Origin of the sequence: Faecalibacterium sp. BIOML-A1 (assembly GCF_009679715.1) — a bacterium.
GTDB lineage: Bacteria > Bacillota > Clostridia > Oscillospirales > Ruminococcaceae > Faecalibacterium > Faecalibacterium taiwanense.
Genome location: NZ_WKZJ01000012.1, coordinates 26127 through 52384, shown reverse-complemented (window position 1 = coordinate 52384; position 26258 = coordinate 26127). Strand labels below are relative to the sequence as shown.

Below are 26258 nucleotides of genomic sequence, written 5' to 3'. Positions count from 1 at the left end.
TGGGGGCAGTGGTGTTTTTCGTGGACGACCTATCACACGGAACTTCTCCAGTCTCGCATTCGCTCGACAGCCCCCTCGGGGACGGGGCTTTTGACAGAAGCTGAAGCAAAAAAGCGCTCGTCACACAATTCTGCATGACGAGCGTTTCTGCTTTTTATCGCAATTTTCAAAAATAGTGCCTATTAAAACGGCATATTTGCGATATGCAGTCTGCGGATGTTGCTTGTGCATTAAAAACGCAAACTGCTATCATTACAGCTTTTCAAATACAAGGAACCGGAACGAGATATCGGTTTCCAGCTGGGACAGCGCAGCAAGGCGCTCCGCCCCGCCGCGCGGCGTTTTCCAGTAATAGGGTGTCATGGCGAACAGCGCTTCCAGCTGTTCGTGGGGCACCATGACGCGGCCGGTCACTTTCCGTTCCCCAATGGCGGCAAAACCGTCATAGGCGATCTGCTGCACCGGGTTTTTATAGGGCTTTTCGTAGAGCACGGCCTTCATCTGGTACAGATGTTCGGCACCGGGCACCACATAGATCATCCGTCCGCCCGGGCGCAGCACCCGCAAGAATTCCTCCTGTGCAAAGGGCGAAAAGCAGTTCAGCAGCAGGTCGGCCCAGCCGGTGCGCACCGGCTGGCTGAAGCTGGATGCCACCGCATACTGTGCCGTGGGCAGGGCCTTGGCCGCAAGACGCACCGCAGGCTTTGCGATATCAAAACCCGCCAGCTGCACCCGGCGGCCTTTTTCGGCAAGCGCCTGCGCGATGCAGCGGTCGTACCAGCCCTCGCCGCAGCCTGCATCCAGCAGATGCAGCGCCGCCTCCGGGCTGGCAGGCTGGCCGTACTCTGCGCACAGCTCACCCACCGCTTTGCCAAAGATGCCGTAGTATCCGGCATTCAGGAACGCGCGGCGGGCGGCCACCATCTCCTTGCTGTCGCCGGGGGCCTTGGTGCGCATGCTCTGCACCGGCAGCAGATGCCAGTAGCCCTCCTTGGCGCGGTCAAAGCAGTGGCCTTTTGTGCATTTCAGGGTGCTGTCGCCGGTCAGTTTCTCCCCGCACAGCGGGCACTGCCATGGGGCAAACGGTTCATTTTTGCTCATACTTCGTCGCTGTGGTCCTCAATGGGTGCAGTTGCACCGCCGTGGGCGTTCATATACTCCTCAAAGTTCGTGAACTTCTGCTGCGGCGGACGACGGCTGATGAGCATAAGGCCCGGGTCTTCGTCCCTTGCAGCAGCGGCACGGCCGCGGCGGCTGCTCTCCGCTCTGGGGGCACGGGCCGGTGCAGGCTGTGCATTGCGGGACGCATTCTGACGGCCGCGCTGGCCGTTGTTTGCACCGCGGCCCTGCTCTGCGCTCTGGCTCTGGGCGGCAGGCTGGCTGTTCTGGCGGGCCGGACGGTCGCTGCGGTCATTGCGACGGCTCTTCTGGCCTTGCATGCTGCTGTTCTGCTGAGCAGGCTGTGCAGCCGTACGGATGGCCGGGGCGGCGGGTGCAGCCGGAGTCTTTTTGGCCGGGCGCAGCGGAGTGGCCTCCGGGGCACTCACAAAATGCGGGTCAAACTTGGGCTGCGCATTGCTGCCGCGGGCAGGAGCGTTCTGCTCCCGGCGCGGGCGGCTGTTATTATTGGAACGGCGGTCATTGCTGCGTCCGCCGGTAGTACGCTTGGTATCATCCATGAGTGGTTCCTCTTTTTCGGTTTTTGCGGGCTTTGCCTGCACCTTGGGTGCGGGTGCAGCCTTTTTTTCAGGTTTTGCGTTTTTCGCTTCGGCCTTTGCGGGCTTCGGCTGCTTTGCGGCAGGCTTTTCTGCCGGTTCAGCGGCGGCTGCCTTGGGCTTTTTGCCGCGCACCGGCGGCTCCGGGCGCACCGGCGCGGGCACGCCGTCCCACGGGTGGCCGCTCACCACGGGAATTTTACGGCGGTTCAGCTTTTCGATGCCTGCCAGATACTCCTGCTCCTCAGGTGCACAGAAGCTGACCGCCGTACCGTCGGCACCGGCGCGGGCCGTGCGGCCGATGCGGTGCACGTACGTCTCCGGTACCTCGGGCAGGTCGTAGTTGAACACATGGGACAGCTCGCTGATATCGATGCCGCGGGCGGCGATATCGGTGGCTACCAGCACCTTGGTCTTACCGGCCTTGAAGTTTTCCAGCGCGGTCACGCGGGCGGTCTGGCTCTTGTTGCCATGGATGGCCGCCGCCGGGATGCCCTGCTTGGTGAGGTCTTTTGCAATTTTATCCGCGCCGTGCTTGGTGCGGCTGAACACCAGCGCGTTCACCACCGGGGGCTGCAGGTTCTTGATGAGCCACGGCAGCAGGAATTTCTTGTTGCCCTTTTCCACATGGTACAGGCTCTGCTGGATGCGGTCCACGGTGCTGGACACCGGGTCCACCTTGACGAAGGCGGGCTTGCGCAGGATGCCTGCGGCCAGCTGTTCGATCTCGGTGGGCATGGTGGCGCTGAACATCAGGTTCTGACGCTCCCCGGGCAGCTTTGCGATCACCTTCTTCACATCGTGCACAAAGCCCATATCCAGCATCCGGTCGGCTTCGTCCAGCACAAAGATCTCAAGGTTCGAGAGGTCGATAAATCCCTGACCGATCAGGTCGTTGAGCCGTCCCGGGCAGGCGATCAGGATGTCCACGCCCTTTTTCAGCGCTTCCACCTGCGGTGCCTGGCCCACGCCGCCAAAAATGACGGTGCTGCGCAGCTTGAGATACTTGCCGTAGGCATCAAAGCTTTCGCCGATCTGCAAAGCAAGCTCACGGGTAGGGGTCAGGATCAGGGCGCGGATGGCACCCTTTCTGCGGGGCGCATTGGCCGTGAGCCGGTCCAGCATGGGCAGCGCAAAAGCAGCCGTCTTGCCGGTACCGGTCTGGGCACAGCCCATCAGATCCCGGCCGGACAGCACCGGCGGGATCGCCGCCGCCTGAATGGGCGACGGGGTCTCATAGCCTGCCTCCTGCACAGCGCGCAGAAGCGGGGCGGACAGATTCAATTCTTTAAATGTCATGGTTCTCCAATAATTATTCCGTAATTTTCCGGCACTCCACATAGTACCGCTTTTCTTCTGCGTGGCCCATGCTGAAGGTCTTGCGCGGCAGCACGCCGCCCATCACAACGCCTTTGAACAGGTCACTCTTGGCAAACGGCGGCATCAGGAATGCCACAGCACCTTTTTTGCACAGGGCGCGCACAGCAGGCTCGTCGTGCACATAGTCCACGCGGGCTTCCTTGTGGTGCTCAAGATAGTATTCGATAAATTCGTCAATGGTGCCCACGGTCAGCGGTGCGGTTGGGTCCTCAAAGCTGAGCACGTTGGACATGTGCGGCCCGGCCAGCGTGAAGGGCTGCTGCTTGCTGCCGCCAAAGCTGCAGCCGGCCATATTGGAGTCGCTCCACGTGATCAGGCTCAGCAGCACCGCTGCGCAGTCCACATTGAACAGCACGCGGTGGATCGGCTCGATCTCGATCGCAGGCGAGTGCACATTGCACACCTCGGCCAGACACCAGCGGGCCGGATGGTTTGCTGCCTGCTCCGGTGTGAGTGTCTTTTTCAGCTCCTCCCAGCAGGCCTTTGCAGTGGCCAGCGAGTGGTTGCCGTCGCCCACGGCCAGCGTCAGCGGGTCGCGGCGAGTGGCATCCGGATACTTTTTGTCGAATTCTTCCTGACTGCCCAGCACAGCCAGCGCATCTTCGATCTGCGCAATGAGGGCAGGGTCTTCCACAGCCCAGCCCGCAATGTGGCCGCCGTTCAGCATCAATTCGCCTTCGTATACCTTGGGCAGTTCGGCTTTATGCGCCGCCACCGGCTCGATGAGGGTGCAGCCGGGGTCGTCCGCCAGCATCATGATGTGGGGCGTTTCCAGCGCGGCACCGGTGCGCACCTTCATGCGGGGCGGGATGCGGCTTTCCACGGTGCTCTCGCTGGGGCGCACCGTGCATTTCTCGCCCCGGCGGTAGCTGTAGGCTTCCAGATCCACCATGCCCACAAGGCCCTGCCGCACCTTGCCGCTCTGCTCGGTGCGTTCCACGTAAACAAAGCCGTCCACCGCGCGGGTCAGCACGTTCCGGGCATAGTCATCCATGGTGGCATGGATCTTCTCAATGCGTGCATCGGCATCGCCGTCTTCCAGATAGACCTCCGGCAGGATCATGTTCAGGGTGCTTGGGCTGCCTGCCGCGGCAGCCTCGGCTTTCTGCCAGTAATCCCGGTCACTGGTGAACTGATCGCAGGCAATGCAGCCCCACTTTTCCAGTGGGATCTGCTCCGAAGGCAGAAGGATGTGGGCCGGTGCAAAGCAGGATTTGGTATTCATAGCAGATTCCTCCCTCTTATAAAACCAGAGACGTTACTGGAAAATGTCGGCGCTGTGCAGCACCAGATGCTGCACGCCCTGTCCGGCGGCAGACTGCTCCAGTGCGGTGCGGCTGTCGGCGTCCATCGCCTTGTCTGCCGTCACCAGCAGGTTGTCCATGCCCAGCGTCACAGCGGGCACATCCAGCGACACGCTGTTGGTGTTGCACTGATCCAGCGTGTAGCTGAACCACAGGGTCATGCTGCCCGCAAAGCGGCTCTGCAGGGCGGCGATATCCGCCTTGAGCTGATCCGCGCGGGAAACGCCGCTGGTTTCGCCGTAGTCCTGTTTGCGGCTGAGCTTCGGGAACTGGACATTGGTCAGGACTACCTGCTCAAAGCCCATGCCCTGCACCTCGGCTACCAGATCGCCTACATATTCCACTGCCGCAGCGGAGTAGGGATTCAGCCATGCATTGCCGTCCTTCTGGGCGTCCAGCCACAGGCCGTCGCCGTAGTGGATGGCCATGCTGCGGTCGGTGCGGGAGGAGATGGGGTCCTTGAAGGCTGCAAGCTGGGCCACAGGGATCACGCCCTCCTCCCGGAAGATGGCCGCGATGCGGGCCGGGTCCACGGTGGTGTCGGCAATGCTCTGGGCGGCAGCCGGCACCTGCGAAGCGTAGCAGATGCTGCCATCCGGTGTTTTCAGGGTCACAAGGCCGTAATCCGCTCCCTGCGCCTTGAGCTGCTGCGCCGCTGCACGGATGGCCGCATCATCGGCAAGGGTGCTCACATCCACTGCGGCCCAGCTGCCGCCGGTAACGGCCTTGCCGTCCAGCTCCTTGGGCTGTTCCGGCTCCGGCTGGGACGAAGCCGCTTCCTGTACCGCCGAGGATGCAGCTGCTTCGGACGAGGCGGCTGCGCGGGATGCCGATTCAGCTTCCAGATCACGGTTCTTCACCACAGTATACCAGGTGTGGGTAGCCCAGTCCAGCACGTGGGGTGCTGCCAGCCAGGCTGCGCCCAGCACCGCCAGCACCAGCACCACGATGCCGATGCCTTTTTTGATGCGTGTACCGCGGCTGTAGAAGCTGCGGCGGTAGCGCTTGACCTTCTGACGTTTATACTTTGCCATTGTCGATTCTCCTCCCTGCCAATGTTACAGGATCACAGAATGTCCGGTGAAACCATAGATTGCCAGTGCCAGCACGCCGATATACACCAGCGTGATGGGCAGGCCGCGGAATGCTTCCGGGATGGCCTTGCTGCGCAGGCGGTGGCGGGCTTCCGTTACCAGCAGCACCGCCAGCACATAGCCAAGGCCGCTGCCAAGGCCAAAGCCAAGGCTCTGCCCCAGCGTAAAGCTCTGGGTACGCTCCACCAGTACAGTGCCAAGCACACAGCTGTTCAGGCCCGCCAGCGGCACGATGCGCAGCAATGCGCTGCGGTGCGGCAGGCCCTTCGCCAGCCACAGCACGGCGTGCTCCAGAACGCACACCACGGCAATGCTGGCAATATACACCAGCGGGCGCAGCTGGGCACGGTTTGCCAGCGGCGCGATCCGGCTGCCGGCATACCACGCAAACGGCGTTACCAGCACCTGCGTGATGCACAGCTGCATACCGAACAGCCAGCTGCTGGTGCGGTCATCGCCCACCAGCTGCACCAGACGCGAAACGCCCAGTGCACGGGTAAAGACGGCGTTCTGCGCGAACACCGCCAGCAGTGCATAGCTGAAGAACACTGCGCTTGTTGTTACAACATCTCTCATTGTTCGCGGTCCGCCTCCTTCTGGGAATGCACATCCACAAGGTTGCGTGCCTCTTTGGTGAGATATGCCTTGCGCTTTTGGGCCAGTGCACGCCATACGGCGCACAGCACACCCAGCACGATAAAGCCGCCTGCCGGCATGCTTGCCATGGGCAGCACCGGGCGGCTGACAACCACACCGAACATGGTGCCTGCGGCCAGCCATTCACGGACGCAGCCCAGCAGCACCAGCAGCAAAGCATAGCCCACCGTGATGCGCAGGCCCTTGGAGACAGCCTTGCGCACCGTCTCCTGCACGCGGCCAAAGCGGTAGGTCAGCAGCGGCTCCACCGTGAGCAGGGGCAGGTAGATGCCAAGGCTCAGCAGGCTGGTGCTGAACAGTATATTCAGGATGGGATACACCGCCAGATACACCACCGCCGTGCTGAAGCCGTACACCAGTGCACGGGGCAGCAGCTTTTTCTGCAGCGTTTCCGGGGCGGGGTCCTCGTCGTGCAGGGGCACAAGGCGGCTCAGCAGACAGGCCAGCACGCGGGAGGGCACCAGCAGCAGCGCCACCGCCGCCGCCAGCATCACCGCATTCTGGCCGCTGGTGGCAAGCACCACCAGCGGGGCAAGGCCCATGCCCTGCATGACCACCGGGTTATTCAGGAACACACGGTCGTGGTGGGCAAACTTGTTGGGATCTTTTACGATCAGTTCAGCCGTTGCGCGTCTCATTGTGCTGCCCCCTTTCCGGCATCTGCCTGCAGATGGGTCAGGTGATACAGCTTTGCCTCGGTGCGGTCGATCCATGCCGACACACTGTTGACCACCAGCAGCGCAAAACACACACCGGTCTCGTACACGCCATAGTAGCGGAAGCCCATGCTCACAACGCCCACCAGCACGCCGTACAGCACACGGCCCATGCGGTGGTGCACGCAGGTGTAAGGCTCGTTGATCAGGAACACCGCGCTGAACAGGATCGCGCCAGTCAGCAGCTCATCCCGCACACACTGCAGGCGGGGCAGGATATTTGACAGCACGGCACTGTCGGCAAGGCCCGCCTGCCGCGGGAAGAAGAACGCAATGACCGCACAGGTCACAAGAAAGCTGATCGATGCAGACATGTGGGCATCCTTCTGGGTCCACAAAAACAGGCCGCAGGCAAGGATCACCAGTGCAGCGCCAGTGCCCATGGGAGCAGCATATTCGCCCAGACCCAGCGCCAGCGAGCCGATGTTCAGCATGCCGCCGCTGCGCAGGGTGTCCTCAATGGCGCTGGAGACCGGCACCATGGAAGCGTCCCACAAAGGGATGTTCGTATAGGGCTGCGGATAGCGGAACACCTGTTCCGGCCATGACACTGCCGCCACCACATAGCCCACAGCAGCCGGGTTGAAGGGGTAGCTGCCGTAGCCGCCAAAGATCTCCTTGCCGATCAGCACACCGGCAAGCACTGCGGCGATCAGAACATAGATATCCACCGTCACCGGCATCAGCAGGGCAATGACGAGCGCAAAGCTCTCGTTGGAAAAGTCACTGCCCTGATACACGCGGCGGCGCAGCAGCGAAACGAGACGGTCGCACAGGTTGCCGGTAAGCACCGCAATGCCGCACAGCAGCAGCGGGCGCACACCGTACAGAAAACAGGCCATGCACAGCACCGGCACCGCCATAAAGCAGATATGCTTATAGTAGCGGCCGGTCTTCTGGAGCTGTGCCTCCTGCTCCCGGATCAAAGATTCATCCATAAATGGTTATCCTTTCAAAGGCTGGCGAGGTGCTGCACGGCTGCAGCAGGGTCTGCTGCGCCGAACACTGCACTGCCCGCCACCAGAATATCAGCGCCCGCTTCCACGCACTGGGGCGCGGTGGCATTGTCCACGCCGCCGTCCACTTCCAGCAGGTAGTGTGCGCCGCGTGCCGCGCGCTCCGCCTTGAGCCAGCGCAGCTTGTCCAGCGCCGAGGGCATGAACTTCTGTCCGCCGAAGCCGGGCTCCACGCTCATCACCAGCACAAGATCCAGCTGGTCAAGATACGGTGCCAGCGCCTGCGGCTCGGTGCCGGGCTTGATGGTCAGCCCCACCTTGCAGCCCAGCGCCCGGACGGCATCGATGGTGGCCTGGATATCGTCCTCGCACTCAAGGTGGAAGTTGTACAGGGTGGCACCGGCTTTGATGAAGGCTTCCGCATACTGCAGCGGATGGCTGATCATCAGGTGCACATCATAAAAGGCATCCGGCAGATTTTTGTGCAGGCTCTTGAGCACCGGCACGCCAAAGCTGATGTTGGGCACAAAGTGGCCGTCCATCACGTCGTAATGCAGCATCTGTGCACCGGCATCCAGCACCATGCGGCAGTCTGCACCCAGTTTGCCAAAATCAGCGGAAAGGATCGAAGGACTTACGATTGCCATATTCTATCTTTACGCTCCGTTATTTTATAATTTCTTATTCCCATTTGTCCCATTATGCTGGCGGTTTCAAACCGCAAAAACAGCATGGGCATGGTTACCTTTTAGTTTACATGAAAACGAGCAAAAAATCAAACCCGCCAATGGCTTTTTCACGGAAATGACGTATTTGGAAAGATCTGTCCATTTGCGAAGTAAACTCCCTCAGTCAAAGCCTGACGGCTTTGCCAGCTCCCTCGGAGAGGGAGCCTCTGGCACGCCCGGAAGATTTGCACTTTAACCGGAAGCTTTACCGCCATGCCAAGGGCCCCATCCCAGAGGGGGCTGGCATTGAGCGCAGCGAGATGACTGGGGGAGTTTCATCGGCGGCAAGGTTTCCCCACGCCAAAACAGCCAGACCGCCCCGGGTCCGGGGCAGTCTGGCTGGAAGTTCATTCTACGGGCTTCATGCTTGCAGGGTCTTCCACGGTGGGTTCACCGCCGGCTTCGTCCGGCAGGCGCTTCATGCCGCCGGGGTTCGGGGCCACGGTGGGCAGGGTGAACACGAACCGGCACCACTCGCCCTGCTGGCTCTCCACCCGGATCTGCCCGCCGGAAAGGTTCACCAGCACCTTGCAGATGTTCAGGCCAAGGCCAGCGCCCCGGGCGTGCAGGCCGCGGGAGCGGTCCTCCTTGTAGAACCGCTGGAACACGTAGGGCAGCGCTTCCGGGCTGATGCCCTGACCGGAGTTCCAGATGGAGATCTCGGCTTCCGGGCCAAGCTTTTCCACCCCAAAGCGGATGGTGCCGCCCGCAGGCGTAAACTTGATGGCGTTGTCCAGCAGGTTATACACCACCTGATGGATCAGGTCGGGGTCGGCGTAGACCAGTACCTTTTCGTCCATGGTCAGGCCGTCGATGTCGATCATGCCGTCGTTGATGCGCTGCTCTGCCGAGAGCGCCACGCCGGTGATCGTCTCCCAGATGTTGAACATCCGGGCATTCACCTGATATTCGCCGCTTTCCAGCTTGGAAAGATCCAGCATGTTCTGGATGAGCCGTGCCAGACGGCCCGTTTCCTCACTGACCAGCTGCAGGTAGTGGTTCTGCATATCCGGCGGGATGGTGCCGTCCAGAATGCCGTCCACAAAGCCCTTGATGGTGGTCATGGGGGTGCGCAGCTCGTGGGCGATGTTGCCCATGAACTGACCGCGGGAGTTGTCGTTCATCTGGATGTTGTCTGCCATGCGGTTGAAGGTGCGGGCAAGGTCGGCTGCCTCGCCTTCGCCTTCCACTCCCTCCACACGGACGGAAAGATCACCGCCGCCAAAGCGCTGGGCGGCATCCGTCACCTTCTGCAGCGGGTCGGTGAGCTGGCGCATCAGGATCTTGGTCAGGATGCTGGCACACAGCAGCATCACACAGGCCGACAGCAGGAAGTTGGACCAGAACTGCTGCTTGAACTGGGTCAGCTGCTCACCGGAAGAGCACAGGAACAGGTAGCCGCTGGGCTGGCCGTTCTCATTGCGCATTTCGCTGACCGTGATGTAGCTTTTCCCGTCCAGCATGCCGCCCAGCGTGCCGAACACATGGTAGTAGTCCGCATCGGAAGCGTCGATCTTCTCCATCATTTCTTCCGGCACGGTCAGGCTCTCCAGCTTGTCCGGGCTGGAGGCGATCATCACCCGGCCGTCGTTGTCGGTAAAGAACAGATAGGCCTCTGCGCTCTCGCCGATGATCTCCAGCTTGGTGCTCAGTGCGTCCAGCTCATCGCCTTCCGGCAGCTCCGCCTGCTGGACCAGATACTGGGCCGTGCGCTGGGTGACACCCACCACCTGATCCAGTGTTTCGTAGCGGTCCTTGGCGAAGTAGTTCTTGAACAGCACCCACTCCGAAGCGCCCATCAGCACGATGCCCAGCACCATCAGGGTGGACACCAGCGAGAAGAACGCCACCGAGATACTTTTGCGCATTACTGACGCACCTCGAACTTATAGCCCACGCCCCATACGGTCTTCAGCTCCCATTTGTCGGAAGCACCGGCCAGCTTCTCGCGCAGGCGCTTGACATGCACATCAATGGTGCGGCTGTCGCCGTAATACTCAAAGCCCCACACCTCGTCCAGCAGCTGGTCACGGGTGTAGACGCGGTTCGGATGGGAGGCCAGACAGTTCAGCAGTTCCAGCTCCTTGGGGGGAGCCTCCACCACCTTGCCCTTGACCCGCAGCTCATAGCTGTTCATGTCCAGACGCAGGTTGTCGAATTCGATCACGCCCTCGGTGCTCTCGGCAGCAGCCGTGGTGGTCTGGCAGCGGCGCAGCACCGCCTTGATGCGGGCCACCACTTCCTTGGCATCAAAGGGCTTTACCATGTAATCGTCTGCACCCAGCTCCAAGCCCAGCACCTTATCAAAGGTCTCGCCCTTGGCCGTGAGCATCATCACCGGGGTGTTGCCCGCCTTGCGGATGCGGCGGCACACTTCCAGACCGTCCATCTTGGGCATCATCACGTCCAGCAGCACCATATCGGGCTTGACCTGATTGAACTTTTCCAGGCCTTCTTCGCCATCGTTTGCCACTGTAACCTGATAGCCCTCCTTGGTCAGGTACAGCCGCAGCAGCTCGCAGATATTGGTATCGTCGTCCACAACGAGGATCTTTTCGTTGGCCATAATGATCTCCTCCCATTTTATCGGATGCCCGCCGGGGCAGGCAGAGCAGCAAAGTATTCCACTTCTTATTATACGGAAGAGTTATGACAAAATAAAGAAGGATTTGTATGATTTTTTCACAATTCCGGCCCGGCCTTACTCGATCATCAGCCGGATGATCTCCTCATTGGTCTCCTTCATGCCGTTCTTGCCCAGACGGCCGATGCCCTTGATGGTGGTCTCGATGTCCTTCATCACGATGCCGTCGCCGCCCTTGAACTCCTGATGGCACTTGTACATGTTGTAGCCAAGCAAGGCCGCGTCCACCGAGGATGCGATCTTTGCCGCGCAGGAGGCCTTTGCGCCGTCGCACACGATGCCGGACACGATGGCCAGCGCATTGACCACCGTGTGGATGGCGGCCTGATAGCCGTCGCCGCACAGATATACGATGCCCGCGCCAGCGCCCGCACCAGCACTGACTGCGCCGCAGTAGGCGGACAGGGTGCCGATGCCGGTCTTTTCGTGGATGGCCACCAGATTGGAAATGATGAGGGCACGGTAAAGCTTTTCCTTGCCGCTGTGCAGCTCCTTGGCATATTCAATGAGCGGCACCGAGCAGGTGATGCCCTGATTGCCGCTGCCGGAGTTGATGATGACCGGCAGCTCACAGCCGTTCATGCGGGCATCCGAACCGGCGGCCGCCTTGGCCTTGGCCCGGATAGACACATCGTTGCCGTAGGTAGAAAGCAGCACCCGGCCGATGTTCGCGCCATAGTCGCCCAGAAGGCCCTCCTCTGCAATGGCGTTGTTGTAGCGGATCTGACGTTCCAGCAGGTCCGCCACATCCTGCAGGTCGGCCGTCTCGGCAAAATCCCAGATGTCCTTCATGTTCAGCAGGCTGCGGTCGGCCCGGCTGTCCCGCCGGGCCTCCTCGTTCAGCAGCGGCTTTTCGTAGAGCACCCGGCCATTCTTTTCGATCAGGCAGATGTTGGTGTGAAAATCCGCAATGCGCACCTTTGCGTAGGAATCCCCGCTGCGCTCGGTAACGATGATATCGAACACATGCCCCTGCTCGATGTGCTGGATGGAAATGGGCACCGTCTGCATGTAATCCCGGATGGCAGCCTTCTTGTCCTCGCTGACCTCGGAGATGACTTCCAGCTCTCTGTCTGCCGAACCGGCAATGATGCCCGCTGCCACAGCGGCTTCCATGCCTTTCAGGTGGCCGGTGTTGGGCACGATGACGCTCTTCACATTCTTAATAATGCTGCCGCTCACCTGCAGCTGCACGCTCTCGGGCAGTGCGCCCAGCACCTCGCGTGCCCGGGCCGCGGCATAAGCCAGTGCAATGGGCTCTGTGCAGCCCATTGCCGGGATCAGTTCTTCCTTTAATATTTCTACATACGCCTGATAGCGCAGATCACTGCGTTCCATGACGGTTCCCTGCCTTTCCTGTCGATTCGATATTTACCAACAGGAATAGTATACTATAGAACCCGCGCAATGTAAAACAAATTCTTCCCCGCCCGCAGGACCGGCTATTGCAAAGCGCAGACCGCAGAAGTAGAATAGGAGCATCCAAACCGATAAATCCATGGAGGGACTCCCAATGATCGAAAAAGAAGTACAGGAGCTGCTGTCCTTCATTGACGGCAATCCTACCGCATACCACACCACTGCATCCGTCCGGAACATCCTGCTGAAGGAGGGCTTTTCCGAGCTGCTGGAGAGCCGCCGGTGGCAGCTGGAACCCGGCAGGAGCTATTTTGTCTGCCGCAACGGCTCCAGCATCCTTGCATTCCGCATGGGAGAACAGCTGGAAAACTACAGCTTCAACGTGGCTGCTGCCCACACGGATTCCCCCTGCTTCCGCATCAAGGAAAACGCCGAGATCCACATGGGCCGGAAGTACACCAAGCTGAACACCGAGGGCTACGGCGGCATGATCTGCTCCACATGGATGGACAGGCCGCTGTCGGTGGCAGGCCGTGTGCTGATAAAGGAGAACGATGCCATCACCTCCCGCCTGCTCACACTGGACCGCGACCTGCTGATGATTCCCAGCGTGGCCATCCATATGAACCGCGAGGTCAACGACAAGGCTTCCTACAACAAGCAGGTGGATATGCTTCCCCTGCTGGGCGGTGCCGCCGAGGAAGGCGTGCTGAAAAAGCTGGTCGCCGCTGAGCTGCAGGTCGCAGAAGACCAGATCCTTGGCAGCGACCTGTTCCTCTGCATCCGCGAAAAGGCCGCCGTCTGGGGCTGCAATGAGGAGTTCATCTCCTCCGGCCGTCTGGATGACCAGCAGTGTGTGTTCGGCATCCTGAAAGGTTTTCTGAACGCACACAGCGCCCAGTCCATCAATGTTGCCGCCTTTTTCGACAACGAAGAAGTGGGTTCCGGCACCAAGCAGGGCGCGGCTTCCACCTTCCTGTACGACGTACTGCACCGCATCGCGCAGAACGTCTGCCCCGGCGATGAGGACTTCCACCGTGCGGTGGCCTCCAGCTTCATGTTCAGCGCCGACAACGCCCACGCCGTGCACCCCAACCACCCGGAATATACCGATGTGAACAACTGCACCTACATGAACGAGGGCGTTGTGGTCAAGGTCCACGCCGGCCAGAAGTATACCAGCGACGGCATGAGCATGGCCGTGGCAAAGGAGCTTGCCGCCCGCGCCGGTGTCCCGCTGCAGTATTTTGCCAACCGTTCCGATAAGGTCGGCGGCAGCACTCTGGGCAACCTTGCCATGGCACAGGTATCCATGAACTGCGTGGACATCGGCCTGCCCCAGCTGGCCATGCACTCCTGCTACGAGACCGCCGGTGCCCGGGACATCGTTTCTCTCATCCGGCTGATGGAGGAATTCTACGCCAGCCATTTTGAGGAGACCGCGTCCGGCACCCTTACCATCTGCAAGTAAGACCCGTACAACCTGAATCATAAGGACTGCCCGTGGAAAAGCAGCACTGCTTTTCCACGGGCGGCTTTTCGTTTCCACTTAAGTGAGTATTGAGAAAAAACGTCCATTGTGCTACAATTATCCTGTTATAATATCGCTTTTTACCGCAGCGTAAAATCTTTTTCGCAAGGAGTATAATAAAATGAAATTAGGTATCGTCGGCCTGCCGAACGTCGGCAAGTCCACTCTGTTCAATGCCATCACCTCCACCAAGAACGCAGAAGCCGCAAACTATCCTTTCTGCACCATCGAGCCGAACAGCGGCATCGTAGCCGTGCCGGACAAGCGTCTGGACAAGCTGGCCGAGATCTGGCAGACCAATAAAAAGACCCCTGCCATCGTGGAGTTCGTGGATATCGCGGGCCTTGTAAAGGGTGCCAGTCAGGGCGCGGGCCTTGGCAACAAGTTCCTGGGCCACATCCGCGAGTGCGACGCCATTGTGCATGTGGTGCGCTGCTTTGACGATGACAACATCATCCATGTGGTGGAGGATGTTTCCAAGGCTGAGGCCGTGGACCCCATTGCCGACATCGATGCCATCGACTACGAGCTGATCCTGTCCGACCTTGAGGTGGTGCAGAACCGCGCAGGCCGCATGGCAAAGGCTGCCAAGAGCGGCAACAACAAGGGCGCTGCCGCCGAAGCTGCATGGCTGCAGCAGCTGGCCGACCACCTGAGCGCCGGCAAGCCTGCCCGCAGCTTCGATTTTGACGAGGGCGATGCCGAGCAGCAAGCTGTTCTGCACGAGATGGGTCTGCTGAGCGCAAAGCCGGTGCTGTACGCCTGCAACGTGGGCGAGGACGACCTGATGGAGGGCATCGAAAACAACAAGTATGTCCCGCTGGTGGCCGCACGCGCCAAGGAAGAGGGCGCACGCTACATTCCCATCTGCGCCAAGACCGAGGAGGATATCGCCGACTACTCTCCCGAGGAAAAGAAGGCTTTTCTGGCTGAAATGGGCATTGAAGCCAGTGGTCTGGACAACCTCATCACTGCCAGCTATGATCTGCTGGGCCTGATCTCCTTCCTGACCGACGGCAAGAAGGAGTGCCGCGCATGGACCATCCGCAAGGGCACCAAAGCACCACAGGCTGCCGGCAAGATCCACAGCGATTTCGAGCGCGGCTTCATCCGTGCCAGCGTCATTGGCTACAGCGATCTGGAAGCCAACAACTTCGATTACGCCGCCGTCAAGGCCAAGGGTCTGCAGCGCACCGAGGGCAAGGAATACGTTGTCAACGATGGCGATGTGATTGAATTCCTGTTCAATGTTTAAAGGGAAACCCTCTCAGTCAAAACCCGACGGTTTTGACAGCTCCCCCGAGGGGGGAGCTCGATTGCAGCGAACCGGAAGAGCCATAAAAGCTCTCCCTTTGGGAGAGCTGGCATCGCGCAGCGATGACTGAGAGGGTTCGTTCCCAGCCTTCCTGAATTAAAAAGAGTCATTCCCCTGAATATGGCCAGAGCGCACGCGTCGGCCATTTAAAATCGTAAAAGAGGTTTCCTATGATTTTCGGTATTATGGGCGCAATGCCCGATGAAGTCGATCAGCTGTGTGCAAAGCTGGAAAACGTCACCGTGGAGCCCTACGGCGGCGTGGATTACCACAAGGGCACGCTGGCCGACAGACAGGTGGTGGTGTGCTGTGCCGGCATGGGCAAGGCCAATGCCGCCGCCACCACGCAGGTGCTCATCACAAAATTCGGCGCGGAGAAGATCATCTTTTCCGGCATCGCAGGCAATATGACCTCGAAGATCGGCATTGGCGATGTGGTCATCGGCAAGACCGTGCTGTACCACGACGCACAGCTGGACATGATCTGCCAGAACCCGCCGTTCCTCAAGGAATACACCGGCGACCCGGAGCTGATCGCTGCCGCCGAAAAAGCCTGCGCCGAAGCGGGTGTGAAGGCTCTGGTGGGCAAGATCGCCACCGGCGACCTGTTTGTGGGCGACAGTGAAACCAAGGCTGCCATTGAAGCCAAATGCGCCCCCGACTGCGTGGAGATGGAAGGTGCCGCTGTGAGCCAGATCGCCGCCAAGAACGGTGTGCCCTGCGTCATCCTGCGCGCCATGAGCGACAACGCTGACGAGGACGGCCACGAGGTGCTGGTGGTGAAAAAGTTCAGCATTGCGGAATATGTAGCCACCGCCACCAAGATCGTGGCAGCAATGGTGGAAGCACTGTAAAAAGAACCCTCTCAGTCAATGCTTCGCATTGCCAGCTCCCCCGAAAGGGGGAGCTTTTGACATTCCGGAAACGTTTTCCGTTTTGCCAATGGCTCGCCCTTCGGGAGAGCTGGCGAACAAAGTGAGCCTGAGAGGGTTTTCTTTTACAAAAACTGTTCCAGCTTTACCCGGCTATCCTCCTGAAACTCTTGCAGCCTTTGGGCAAGGCGCTTTGCGCCGGGCGCGGCATTGGGGTAATCCTTCTGGGCCTTTACGCAGTCCACCACCCCCATGCCGCTGCCCTGCGTGAGCATCTCGGCCAGATTGCGGGTGGACTTGTCCGTGAGGGTCTTCATACTGATGCCCATTTTCGTGTTCAGCTTTGCCATGGCGCTCTGCCCCTGCGCGGTGCCGCCGCAGGCCTCGATGGCGGTGTGCGCTTCCTGATTGAGCTGGTGGTACACATTGCGCTGGCGCAGCAGCTCGGCCTTGAACTGCACATCGTCGGTCATCGGCACGATCTGTTCCAAGGTGTTCTTGCCCATCTCGGTATTCTGCACCACGGCTTCCAGCAGGTTCAGGTTGTCGTTCTTCTGGTTTTCCATACAAAAAATCCCCCTTCTGGCCTTAGTCTGCGCCAAAAGGGGGATTTTATACGCTGGTTTTATTCTGCACGCATCTGATCGCCGCCGGCGTTCTGTGCCTCCCGCAGGCGTGCGTCGCACAGCTCATACAATGCCTGCCAGTTCTTTGCAGGGACATCCTCAAGGCTCGCCACGCCGCAGCTCAGGGTAAAGGGCACCCGGCGCATCATGCCGGTGGTGGTGATGCATTCCCGGGGCATCTGCCGATACAGGTTCTGCATTTCCTCTGCCAGCTGCTTGCCGTCGGCATCCAGACAGCCCACCGCAAAGATGCTGCCGGTCAGGCGGCAGACCACGCGGGTCGCAGGGGTATCAAAGCTCTTTTTCCACTGGTTGCCCACAAAGCAGTGCAGCTGGTCCATCACAGGCTGGCCGTAGGTATCCCGCAGCTTCTGGCCGTTGTCGATGCTCACCAGTGCCACGGCCGCCTTGCGGCCCTGCGCTGCACACTGTTCCAGCTTTTGGGCAAACACCGTTTCCAGATAGCGGCGGTTGTACACGCCGGTAAGGAAATCGTGGCTCATATCCTCGCGGCACAGTTCCCGCTCCCGGGGCGTCATGCGCTCTTCCGGCAGCACATTGCCTGCCAGCGGTGCGCACATTTCCAGCTCCCAGCATTTGCCATCCGCTTCCACTCTGCGGTGCAGCACACAGTCCACACGGCCATTGCGCAGCTCGTAGTCCACCCGCAGGCCATCGTCCTGCCAGCCGTCACAAAGCGGTGCTTCGGTCAGGGTCACTGCCTCAAATACGGCCTGCGCTGAGCGCGCAAGTTCCCGTAGATCCTGCTCGGTACATTCTTTCTTCATGTAATTTTCCCCATCATCTGCGCACGCGGCGCTCCCGTATCCCGCGTGCAGTCACCTGTTCCCCATACGTTCAGGAACCATCTGCCGCATTATGCATCCCGCGCCCGCCCTGTTTCCGGAAATGCCGGGAACGCATCAGGCAAAGAAAAATGGTATAATGCCGCTTTAGCAACATTATACCATTCAGCTTCCGATTTTACCAGCAAAACGCACAATTTTCTGCCGGAGTTTTTACATTTTCGTCAAATTGCCAAGCTCCCGCCGCTCTGTGCCTTCTGTTTATACGCGGCAGTACACACTGCACTCGTCGTGGATGGTCTTGGCCAGTGCCTTGGCGGCAAAGCCGTCAGCGGCGCGCCATGCCCAGTTTCCGCCCAGCTTGCCGGGGGTATTCAGGTGTGCTTCCGCGCCCAGACCCAGCCAGTCGTACATGGGGATGATGGCCCGGTCAGCCACCGACCCCAGCGCTGCGCGCAGCAGAGCGATGCGGACATCATCGGTCCGGATGGCCGCCAGCTCCTTTGCGGTGGGCTTTACGCCGGTCAGGTGCAGGTAAGCGGCAGCGGCAGCCTTTTCCTTTTCGGAAGCGCCGTTCTCCCACCAGTCGGTCAGGGTGGTGTTATCGTGGGTGCCGGGATACACTACGCTGTTCTTGACGTGGTTGTGGGGCAGATACTCGCTGTCCCCGCCGCTGAAGGCGAACTGCAGCACCTTCATGCCCGGGAAGGTGCTGTCGGCCAGCAGCTTTCGCACGCTGGGGAACAGTTCACCCAGATCCTCGGCAATGATGGGCAGCTTGCCAAGGGCAGCTTCCAGCGCATCGAACAGCTCCATGCCAGGGCCGTTCTCCCACTTGCCGGTGCGGGCAGTGGTGCTGTCTGCCGGGATGGCCCAATAGGTATCGAAGCCGCGGAAGTGGTCGATGCGCAGCAGGTCGTAGATGCCCAGTGCGTGGCGCACCCGGCGCACCCACCACGCGTAGCCGGTCTTTTTGTGGTAGGCCCAGTTGTACAGCGGGTTGCCCCACAGCTGACCGTCGGCAGAGAAGTAATCCGGCGGGCAGCCCGCCACACGGGCAAAGCCGCCGTCGGCATCCAGCTCAAACAGCGCGCCGCCCACCCATGCATCCACCGAGTCGGCAGAGACATAGATGGGGATGTCGCCCAAAATCTGCACGTCCTTTTTGTTGGCGTAGGCCTTCACCGCCTGCCACTGGGCCGCAAACTTGTACTGCACGAACTTCCAGAAGCCGATCTCTTCCTCGTTTTCGGCGGCAAAGGCAGCAAGGGCCTTTTTGTCGCGCAGGCGGTAGGGCTTGTCCCACTCCACCCAGTTCTTCATGCCGTTGGCCACTTTCAGGGCCATGTACAGGGCGTAGTCGTCCAGCCATTCCTCATTGGCGAGGGTAAAGGCATAATAATCATCCGGGAAGTAATAGCTGCAGCCGTGCAGCCCAGCGCACTGCTTGCGCCATGCGGCGTAGGCGGTGCGCAGGACTTTAAAGCGGCTCACATACAAAGTGCCGTAGTCCACCTCTTTGGGGTCTGTGCCCCATTTTTCGGCCTTGAGCTGGGCGGCGGTGAGCAGGCCTTCTTCCTTCAAAGCGTCGAGGTCGATAAAATAGGGGTTGCCCGCAAAGGCCGAGCAGCTCTGATAGGGGCTGTCACCGTAGCCGGTGGGGCTGAGCGGCAGGATCTGCCAGATCTTCTGGCCCGCTTGTGCCAGAAAATCCACAAACTTGAATGCTTCCTTGCCAAAGCAGCCAATACCGTAAGGGCCGGGCAGGCTGGACACCGGCATCAGGATTCCACTTTCACGCATGCTATTACCTTCCTCATTTTTAACATTTTATGGGAATATCGTTGTTTCTTATCATAACATATCCGCAGACTATTTTCCACAGGCAAAAAACGTGGTATACTTATTTTTAAACTGGGTGTGTATCCCTTTTTCGATTTTAAATAGCCTCCGCTTTCGCTCTGGCTATGTTCAGCGGAATCCAGATTTTTTATTTCGCGTTTGTCGCGGCCTGCGGAACTTGTCGGGGCAAGGCCCCGCCATCTGCTGACGCAGACCGCTCGCCGCTTAAAAGCCCCACCGGGGCTTTCATTGCTGCGCAAACGCGGGCCGCTCCAAACGCATTTTCACCAGAAGGGCCGAAACCGGCAGATGCAGTAAAATCTCTTTTGTTGTTGGCCTTTACGGCCCCTTGCGTGAAAAAGCAGAATTGGAACGACCGCAGTCGTTCCAATTCTGCAAAAATAAAAATAAATTTTCCGCTGAATATGGCCAGAGCCTGCGGCGGCCATTTTAAATCGTCAAACTGCACCCTGAACAGGAGGTACCCGCGCCATGCAGCGCACAGAAAAATACTTTGAACAGGACGCTTTCCGCACCCAGTGCAAGAGCGTCATCCTTGCCGCAGAGCCGGACGAAAAGACCGGCGGCGGGCGCATTGCGCTGGACGGCACGGTGTTCTACCCGGAGGGCGGCGGTCAGCCTGCCGACCGGGGCACCCTGACCCTGCCGGACGGTGCCACGCTGAATGTGACCGATGTGCACGAGCATGACGGCATCCTCTGGCACAGCGTGGATGCTCTGCCGGAAAGCGCTGTTCCCGGCACTGCCGTTTCCGGCTGCATCGACTGGGAATGGCGCTTTGACAAAATGCAGCAGCACACCGGTGAGCACATCCTTTCCGGCATCCTGCACCAGATGTTCGGGGCCGAGAACGTGGGCTTCCACATCGGTTCCGAGGCTGTGCGCATGGACACCAGCGTGCCCATTTCTGCCGAGGGCCTGCAGGCAGCCGAGCTTGCCGCCAACCGCATCGTGTGGCAGGATGTGCCGGTGCTGGTCAGCTACCCCACCCGGGAGGAGCTTGCCGCCCTTGTCTACCGCTCCAAAAAGGAGATCGAAGGGCAGGTGCGCATCGTGACCATTCCCGGTGCGGATGTCTGCGCCTGCTGCGGCACTCACACCCGCACCACCGGACAGGTGGGACAGATCAAAATTCTGGCCAGCGAGAACTACAAGGGCGGCGTGCGGCTGAGCGTGGTGTGCGGCCAGCGGGCATTGCTTGCTGCACAGGCTATGCGCCAGCGGCAGGCAGAGATCGGGGCGCTGCTCTCGGCCAAGGCCGACCAGACCGCTGTGGCGGTGCATCGCGTCTACGATGAGTATACTGCGCTCAAGTTTACACACTTTGGTGTATGTTCTCAGCTGTTCGATGCACTTGCCCAGCTGGCAAACCCCGGTGAGGATGCCATCCGCACAGTGCCCGGCCTTGACCCGGACGGCCTGCACCGGCTGGCGGTGCGCCTGACCGAAGCCACCACCGGTCTCTGCGCCGCCCTGACCCCCACCGAAAAGGGCACCGGCTACTGCATTGCGCAGGCAGACGGCGATGTGCGCGCCCTGACCAAAGCCCTGAACGCCGCCCTGAACGGACGCGGCGGCGGCAAGCCCGGCATCTGTCAGGGCAGCTGCGCCGCTGCACCGGAACAGGTGGAGGAATTTTTGCGGGAGCAAAACCGGTAAGCATCCTCGCCCTCTCCGTCTTTGCTTCGCAAAGCCACCTCTCCCAAAGGGAGAGGCTTTGGCAGTACGGAAAACCTTCCGGCTTTGCCAAGGGCTCCCCCTTTGGGGGAGCTGGCGCGTCAGCGCCTGAGAGGGCGAGCCACGTTAATTTTAAGGAGAACAACAAACTATGAGAATGCGTTTCAAACCCTATGCCCACGACGAGCTGATGGCAGCCGATTTCCATGTCCACGAGCCGCTGATCTGGGGCGGCAGGTGGCACGCCCAGTACGCCCGCCCGGAGCAGCCCTTTGTGCTGGAACTGGGCTGCGGCAAGGGCGGCTTCATCTCCCAGTTGGCCTGCGCCCACCCGGAAAACAACTATCTGGGCATTGATATCACCGATAAGGTGCTCATCCTCGCCAAGCGCAAGATCGAAGCCGCCTATCAGGCTGCAGGCCGCCCCATCGACAACGTGAAGATCATGAGCACCGACATCGAGCGCATCAAGGGGGTCATTACCGCCGAGGATACGGTCAGCCGCATCTACATCAACTTCTGCAATCCGTGGAGCAAGAACGGCTCTTCCCACAAGCACCGCCTCACCTACCCGCGCCAGCTCATCAACTACCGTGAGTTCCTCAAGGACGGCGGCGAGATCTACTTCAAGACCGACGACGATGATCTGTTCCGCGACAGTCTGGAATACTTCCCCGCTTCCGGCTACGACATCGAGTGGATGACCTTTGACCTCCATGAGAACGAGCCGGAGTGGAACATCCGCACCGAACACGAGGGCATGTTCACCGAAATGGGCATCAAGATCAAGGCCCTGATCGCCCGCAAGGACCCGGACCCCGTCAGCGTGACCTGGATCGAGCCGAAGATCCTCAAGCGTCAGGCCCGCGAAGCGGCCGAGGCCGAGGCTGCTGCCAAGGCCGCACAGGAAGGCGAAGGCAATGAATGACCCCTGCGAGATCTGCCTGAACAATGTGCAGGACGAGTACGGCAGCTGGTACTGTGCTCAGGGCGGCTGTCTGGACGAGGACGAGATGGCCCGCTATCTTTCCCGCAGCACGGCCGCCTGCCCGTTCTTTGAGCCGGGCGATGAATACAAGATCGTACAAAAACAGAACTGACCTGCACAGCAGCCTGATTCTCACAGGAGGTGTTTTATGCTCAACTTTCTCACGACCACCACAGTATGCGGCTTTTCGCTGTATCATGTGCTGGCCTTCTTCCTCATTTATTCCTGCACCGGCTGGTGTCTGGAGGTCATCTTTGCCGCCGCCACCACCGGTCAGCTGGTGAACCGCGGCTTTCTCAACGGCCCGGTATGCCCCATTTACGGCTTCGGCATGATCATCGTGCTGTTCGCCCTGACCCCTCTGCAGGACAGCGTCCTGCTGCTGTACATCGGCGGCGTCATCCTGCCCAGTGCGCTGGAACTGGTAGGCGGCTGGGCACTGTATAAGCTCTATCACACCCGCTGGTGGGACTACAGCGACTTTCCCTTCAACATTGGCGGCTACATCTGTCTGGAATTCAGCCTGCTGTGGGGCGTGGGCACGCTGGTGGTCATGCGCATCGTCCACCCGGTCGTCGCCGGTCTTGTGGATATGATCCCGCCCTTTGTGGGCTTTGTCGTTATGTGTGTGCTCTATGCAGTCTACGCGGCAGACGTAGTCGTTACGGCCTTTGCCGCCTCCGGTCTGGCCAAGACGCTGGATGCCATGGAGCAGCTGGCTGACAGTATCCATGCCGTCAGCGATGCCATGACCCAGCTGCTGGGCACCACCACCCTGAACGCCGACCAGAAGCTGGACGAGCAGCGCCTGCAGCTCAAGCTTGCTGCCGCCGAGGCCCGCGAAGCCGCACCGGAAAAGCACGCCCTGCGTGAAACGCTGGCCGCCGTCCGTGCCAAGACCGAAGAGGCCCGCGAGGCCGCAAAGCGTGCTTCCGAGATCGCCAAGCTCAACACGGCCGAAGCCGCCAAGGCTGCACAGCTGGCCGCCAAGGGCACGATGGAGCGCGCTGCCGAGCTGCTGCGTCTGGAACAGCTGGCCGAGGAGCTGCAGGCCCGCAGCGATGAAATGCAGGCCCAGCTGCTGCGCACCCCCCGCATCGTTGGCCCGCGCCGCATGCTGCGCGCCTTCCCCGGCCTGAAGCATGGCGTAAAAAAGACCACCCTCAAGGCCCTGCGCCTTGGTCTTGCCCGCCGGGAAAGCCCCGAAGAAGAACCGAAGAAAAACGGCTCCGACACCCGCAAGGATGCCTGAGACCGCTGCCCAAAAGACCGCTGCACAGGAATGCAGCGGTCTTTTTATGCCCCGCCTTCCGGACCCGTCTGGCGTTCCGTTCTTTTTGCCGCAATGTCGCAATGTTTTAAATATCTATTTTCAAAGGTTTAAAATCGTGCTATACTGTTTTCTAAAATGCCATATTTTGTCGAAAACATCCAACAGCGAGGGATTTATCATGTCCGAAGAACTGAAGTTGAATGAAAATGTCGGCGCACCGCAACCCGATGCACTTGCACAGATCGCATCGGTAGACCCCAGCCCGGCCGTAGGCGGTATGCACCCCTTTACTCCGGCCATGCTCAGCCGTCTCAAGAAGCAGCGTCAGCTGCTGAGCGAGCTGGAGCACGCCCTGAAAAATCACGAGTTCTGCTTCTTTCTGCAGCCCAAGTGCAACAGCATGACCCGCGCCATCGTGGGCATGGAAGCACTGGTGCGCTGGAACCACCCCACCCGCGGCTGCGTGCCCCCGTCTGAGTTCATGCCCCTGCTGGAGAGCACCGGCCTTGTGACCCAGCTGGATCAGTATATCTGGGAGTCTGTCTGCAAGACCCTGCACAAGTGGCAGGAGAGCGGCAGCAATCTTGTGCCTGTATCTGTGAACGTTTCCGTGGTGGATATCGTCAATCTGGACGTGCCGCAGATCTTCTCCAACCTTGTGGAAAAGTATCAGCTGGAGCCCAAGCTCCTGCTGGCCGAGATCACCGAGACCATGCTGGCCGAAAACGCTTCTCTGGTGGAAAACACCATCCAGGGCCTGCACCGCAAAGGTTTCTCTGTGATGATGGACGACTTTGGCAGCGGCTATTCTTCGCTGAATATGCTCAAGGACACCAACGTGGATGCCATCAAGCTGGACATGAAGCTCATCGACATGAACCAGCAAAACCGCAGCAAGGGCGTGCAGATCGTGGAATCGGTGGTGGATATGGCCCACCGCCTGAATCTGCCCATCATCGCCGAGGGCGTGGAAACGCCGGAACAGGTCTCCATGCTGCAGGCCGCCGACTGCCTGTATACGCAGGGCTATTATTTCTACAAGCCCATGCCGGTGGAGAATGCCGAGGCCCTGCTGGCCCAGCCCAACAGCGAGGATTACTGGGATATGCGCCGCGATCTGATGTGCCGTGACCGCCGGGCACCCATCTCCGACAGCGAGCAGACCGCACTGGCGCTGCAGGCCTACCAGATCTTTGCGGACAATGTGCTGGAGCTTTCTCTGCTGAACCTTTCCACCGGCGAATACCGGGTCATCAAGCGGGATCCGCGCCTGCCCGGTGCGGGTTCGGACACTGAGGAGGACTTTGCCGCTTACTGTGAGCGCATGGTGACGAACAAGGTGATCCACCCGGACGACGCGGAGATGTTCACCGACCAGACCGATCTGGAGACCCTGCGCTCCGCTGTTTTCAGCACCCAGCAGCCGGAGGCCTACCGCTTCCGCAAAAACGTGTCCGGCCAGTTCGTGTGGATCACCATGGAATTTCTGCCCTGCCGCAACTGCTGCGCCCAGAACCCATGGGCCACCGTGGTGGTGCGTGAGGATGCACAGGCCGACCATCTCAGCGAGGAGCTGGACTTCTCCTACAGCCACGACACCCTGACTGGCCTGCTGAACCGCAGCCTCTTCGAGACCGATCTGCGGACGCTGCAGTCCAGCGAATACGACTCCATGGTGTGCACCTACATCGATGTGGTGGGCCTGCACGAGGTCAACAACCATCTGGGCCACCGCAGCGGCGATGCCATGCTCTGCTTCATTGCCAATGCGGCCCGCAAGTTCTTTGTTTCCAGCCGCATCTACCGCATCGGCGGTGACGAATTCGTGATCCTCACCCCGAACCAGCCGCCCTACAGCGTGTGGGTGGCTGTGGACAAGATGCGTGCTTTCCTGCGCGAGAAGGAATATGAGATCTCGGTGGGCATCCAGAGCACCAACGACCTGCACCGGCTGGACGATGCCATGAATCAGGCCGAAGCTGCCATGCGGCAGGACAAGCAGGCCTATTATGCCCGCAACGGCCAGGAGCGCCAGCTGCGGGGCCTGAACGAGAAGCTGGAGCAGACCCTGACCGAAAAGCGGGATGCCGAGCATTTTCTGCGGGTCCTTGCCCCCAAGTACAAGAGCGTGTTCGTTGTGGATCTGAAGACCGACCGTATGCGCGGCGTGATCGTCCCGGACTATTTCCAGAAAATTCTGGACACCTCCGGCGGCTCTTTCCTCGCCGTTCTGCAGCAGTACCGTGATACGCAGGTGCAGCCCGCCTGCCGCGAGAGTCTGGCGGACCTGCTGGACTACAACTATATCCGCAGCAAGGTCCTGACCGGCGACATCGTGGAGCACACCTATAAAAAGACCGACGACACCACCTTCCGCGTCAAGGTGACACCCTACTCCAGGAGTGGCTCTCATATCGATGAAACGCTCTGGATCTTCTCGGATGAAGGGGCATCCCTTACCCCTCCCCAGACAAAATAAGTGATTAAACGTTAAAAAAAATCGGAAACGACTGCGGTCGTTTCCGATTTTTGTTTTTACAGAAAAGTTGTGCCGGGCAGCAGCATTTGCCAATTTCGACCCCCTCCCCGTGAAAAAGAACTCCAGAAAAATCCGCGTTTGCGCAGCAATGAAAGCCCCAGTGGGGCTTTCAAGCGGCAGAACGGTCTTGCTTTTAGCAAGATGGCGGGGCCTCGCCCCGACACGTTCCGCAGATTTTTCTGGAGTTCAAAATAAAAATAATAATTCCACTGATT

At 59.9% G+C, this 26258-nt stretch carries 23 protein-coding genes; 8 read left to right on the top strand and 15 right to left on the bottom strand.

Going from position 1 to position 26258, the window contains the following annotated elements; genetic code table 11:
* Positions 1–252: 252 nt before the first annotated feature.
* From GKG36_RS12095 to GKG36_RS12045, 11 genes are all read right to left on the bottom strand, one after another.
* The gene (locus GKG36_RS12095; RefSeq protein ID WP_154260952.1) at positions 253–1101 is read right to left on the bottom strand and encodes a putative RNA methyltransferase; all 849 of its coding nucleotides are present in this window, start codon (positions 1099–1101) and stop codon (positions 253–255) included.
* The gene (locus tag GKG36_RS12090; protein ID WP_097774160.1) at positions 1098–3014 is read right to left on the bottom strand and encodes a DEAD/DEAH box helicase; all 1917 of its coding nucleotides are present in this window, start codon (positions 3012–3014) and stop codon (positions 1098–1100) included. Before GKG36_RS12090 ends, GKG36_RS12095 begins: the two co-directional genes overlap by 4 nt.
* A 13-nt stretch (positions 3015–3027) precedes the next feature.
* On the bottom strand, positions 3028–4320 hold the full coding sequence (locus GKG36_RS12085) for a DUF1015 domain-containing protein (protein WP_005938304.1): 1293 nt from the start codon (positions 4318–4320) through the stop codon (positions 3028–3030).
* 33 nt (positions 4321–4353) lie between these two features.
* Positions 4354–5433: a putative glycoside hydrolase gene (locus GKG36_RS12080; protein WP_154260950.1), complete on the bottom strand. Its 1080-nt coding sequence runs from the start codon at positions 5431–5433 to the stop codon at positions 4354–4356.
* A 24-nt stretch (positions 5434–5457) separates the two neighbouring features.
* A complete protein-coding gene (locus tag GKG36_RS12075; protein WP_005938298.1) occupies positions 5458–6069 on the bottom strand; it encodes an Rnf-Nqr domain containing protein in 612 nt (203 codons plus the stop codon).
* Positions 6066–6788, bottom strand: a complete 723-nt coding sequence (locus GKG36_RS12070; protein ID WP_154260948.1) for an Rnf-Nqr domain containing protein — start codon at positions 6786–6788, stop codon at positions 6066–6068. The genes GKG36_RS12075 and GKG36_RS12070 overlap by 4 nt, the downstream gene beginning before the upstream one ends.
* Complete coding sequence (locus tag GKG36_RS12065; RefSeq protein ID WP_154260946.1) at positions 6785–7804, bottom strand: RnfABCDGE type electron transport complex subunit D; 1020 nt, start codon at positions 7802–7804, stop codon at positions 6785–6787. Before GKG36_RS12065 ends, GKG36_RS12070 begins: the two co-directional genes overlap by 4 nt.
* A 14-nt stretch (positions 7805–7818) precedes the next feature.
* Positions 7819–8469 (bottom strand): ribulose-phosphate 3-epimerase, encoded by a 651-nt coding sequence (rpe, locus tag GKG36_RS12060; RefSeq protein WP_154260944.1) that lies wholly within the window; start codon positions 8467–8469, stop codon positions 7819–7821.
* A 428-nt stretch (positions 8470–8897) separates the two neighbouring features.
* The gene (locus GKG36_RS12055; RefSeq protein ID WP_120020658.1) at positions 8898–10418 is read right to left on the bottom strand and encodes a HAMP domain-containing sensor histidine kinase; all 1521 of its coding nucleotides are present in this window, start codon (positions 10416–10418) and stop codon (positions 8898–8900) included.
* A complete protein-coding gene (locus GKG36_RS12050; protein WP_005938284.1) occupies positions 10418–11116 on the bottom strand; it encodes a response regulator transcription factor in 699 nt (232 codons plus the stop codon). Before GKG36_RS12050 ends, GKG36_RS12055 begins: the two co-directional genes overlap by 1 nt.
* Positions 11117–11251: 135 nt before the next feature.
* The gene (locus GKG36_RS12045) at positions 11252–12532 is read right to left on the bottom strand and encodes an L-serine ammonia-lyase, iron-sulfur-dependent, subunit alpha (RefSeq protein ID WP_154260942.1); all 1281 of its coding nucleotides are present in this window, start codon (positions 12530–12532) and stop codon (positions 11252–11254) included.
* Positions 12533–12707: 175 nt separating this feature from the next.
* Between GKG36_RS12045 and GKG36_RS12040 the strand changes: the two genes are divergently transcribed.
* The 3 genes from GKG36_RS12040 (at position 12708) to GKG36_RS12030 (ending at position 16253) form a co-directional block, all read left to right on the top strand.
* Positions 12708–14024: a M18 family aminopeptidase gene (locus tag GKG36_RS12040; protein ID WP_154260940.1), complete on the top strand. Its 1317-nt coding sequence runs from the start codon at positions 12708–12710 to the stop codon at positions 14022–14024.
* Between the two features lie 181 nt (positions 14025–14205).
* Positions 14206–15339 carry a redox-regulated ATPase YchF gene (gene ychF, locus GKG36_RS12035; RefSeq protein WP_097774170.1) on the top strand — a complete coding sequence of 378 codons (1134 nt, stop codon included), beginning with the start codon at positions 14206–14208 and terminating at the stop codon, positions 15337–15339.
* Between the two features lie 230 nt (positions 15340–15569).
* Complete coding sequence (locus GKG36_RS12030; RefSeq protein WP_154260938.1) at positions 15570–16253, top strand: 5'-methylthioadenosine/adenosylhomocysteine nucleosidase; 684 nt, start codon at positions 15570–15572, stop codon at positions 16251–16253.
* 143 nt (positions 16254–16396) lie between these two features.
* Here the strand turns inward: GKG36_RS12030 and GKG36_RS12025 are convergent, their stop codons facing one another.
* The 4 genes from GKG36_RS12025 to GKG36_RS12010 form a co-directional block, all read right to left on the bottom strand.
* Entirely contained in the window at positions 16397–16837 is a 441-nt protein-coding gene (locus GKG36_RS12025) for a hypothetical protein (protein WP_044953312.1), read from the bottom strand.
* Between the two features lie 59 nt (positions 16838–16896).
* The gene (locus GKG36_RS12020; RefSeq protein WP_154260936.1) at positions 16897–17685 is read right to left on the bottom strand and encodes a diguanylate cyclase; all 789 of its coding nucleotides are present in this window, start codon (positions 17683–17685) and stop codon (positions 16897–16899) included.
* Positions 17686–17964: 279 nt separating this feature from the next.
* On the bottom strand, positions 17965–19506 hold the full coding sequence (gene malQ, locus GKG36_RS12015) for a 4-alpha-glucanotransferase (protein ID WP_005938260.1): 1542 nt from the start codon (positions 19504–19506) through the stop codon (positions 17965–17967).
* Between the two features lie 187 nt (positions 19507–19693).
* Complete coding sequence (locus GKG36_RS12010; RefSeq protein ID WP_101956509.1) at positions 19694–20014, bottom strand: hypothetical protein; 321 nt, start codon at positions 20012–20014, stop codon at positions 19694–19696.
* Between the two features lie 23 nt (positions 20015–20037).
* Between GKG36_RS12010 and GKG36_RS12005 the strand changes: the two genes are divergently transcribed.
* The 5 genes from GKG36_RS12005 to GKG36_RS11985 all read left to right on the top strand — a co-directional run bounded on the left by GKG36_RS12005 (position 20038) and on the right by GKG36_RS11985 (position 25983).
* Entirely contained in the window at positions 20038–21225 is a 1188-nt protein-coding gene (locus GKG36_RS12005) for an alanyl-tRNA editing protein (RefSeq protein WP_154260934.1), read from the top strand.
* 169 nt (positions 21226–21394) lie between these two features.
* Entirely contained in the window at positions 21395–22171 is a 777-nt protein-coding gene (gene trmB / locus GKG36_RS12000; RefSeq protein WP_154260931.1) for a tRNA (guanosine(46)-N7)-methyltransferase TrmB, read from the top strand.
* Positions 22164–22343: a DUF6472 family protein gene (locus GKG36_RS11995; RefSeq protein WP_097777082.1), complete on the top strand. Its 180-nt coding sequence runs from the start codon at positions 22164–22166 to the stop codon at positions 22341–22343. Before trmB ends, GKG36_RS11995 begins: the two co-directional genes overlap by 8 nt.
* Positions 22344–22379: 36 nt before the next feature.
* A complete protein-coding gene (locus GKG36_RS11990) occupies positions 22380–23483 on the top strand; it encodes a putative ABC transporter permease (RefSeq protein WP_154260929.1) in 1104 nt (367 codons plus the stop codon).
* A 199-nt stretch (positions 23484–23682) separates the two neighbouring features.
* Positions 23683–25983, top strand: a complete 2301-nt coding sequence (locus GKG36_RS11985; RefSeq protein ID WP_154260927.1) for a GGDEF domain-containing protein — start codon at positions 23683–23685, stop codon at positions 25981–25983.
* The last annotated feature ends 275 nt before the right edge of the window (positions 25984–26258 follow it).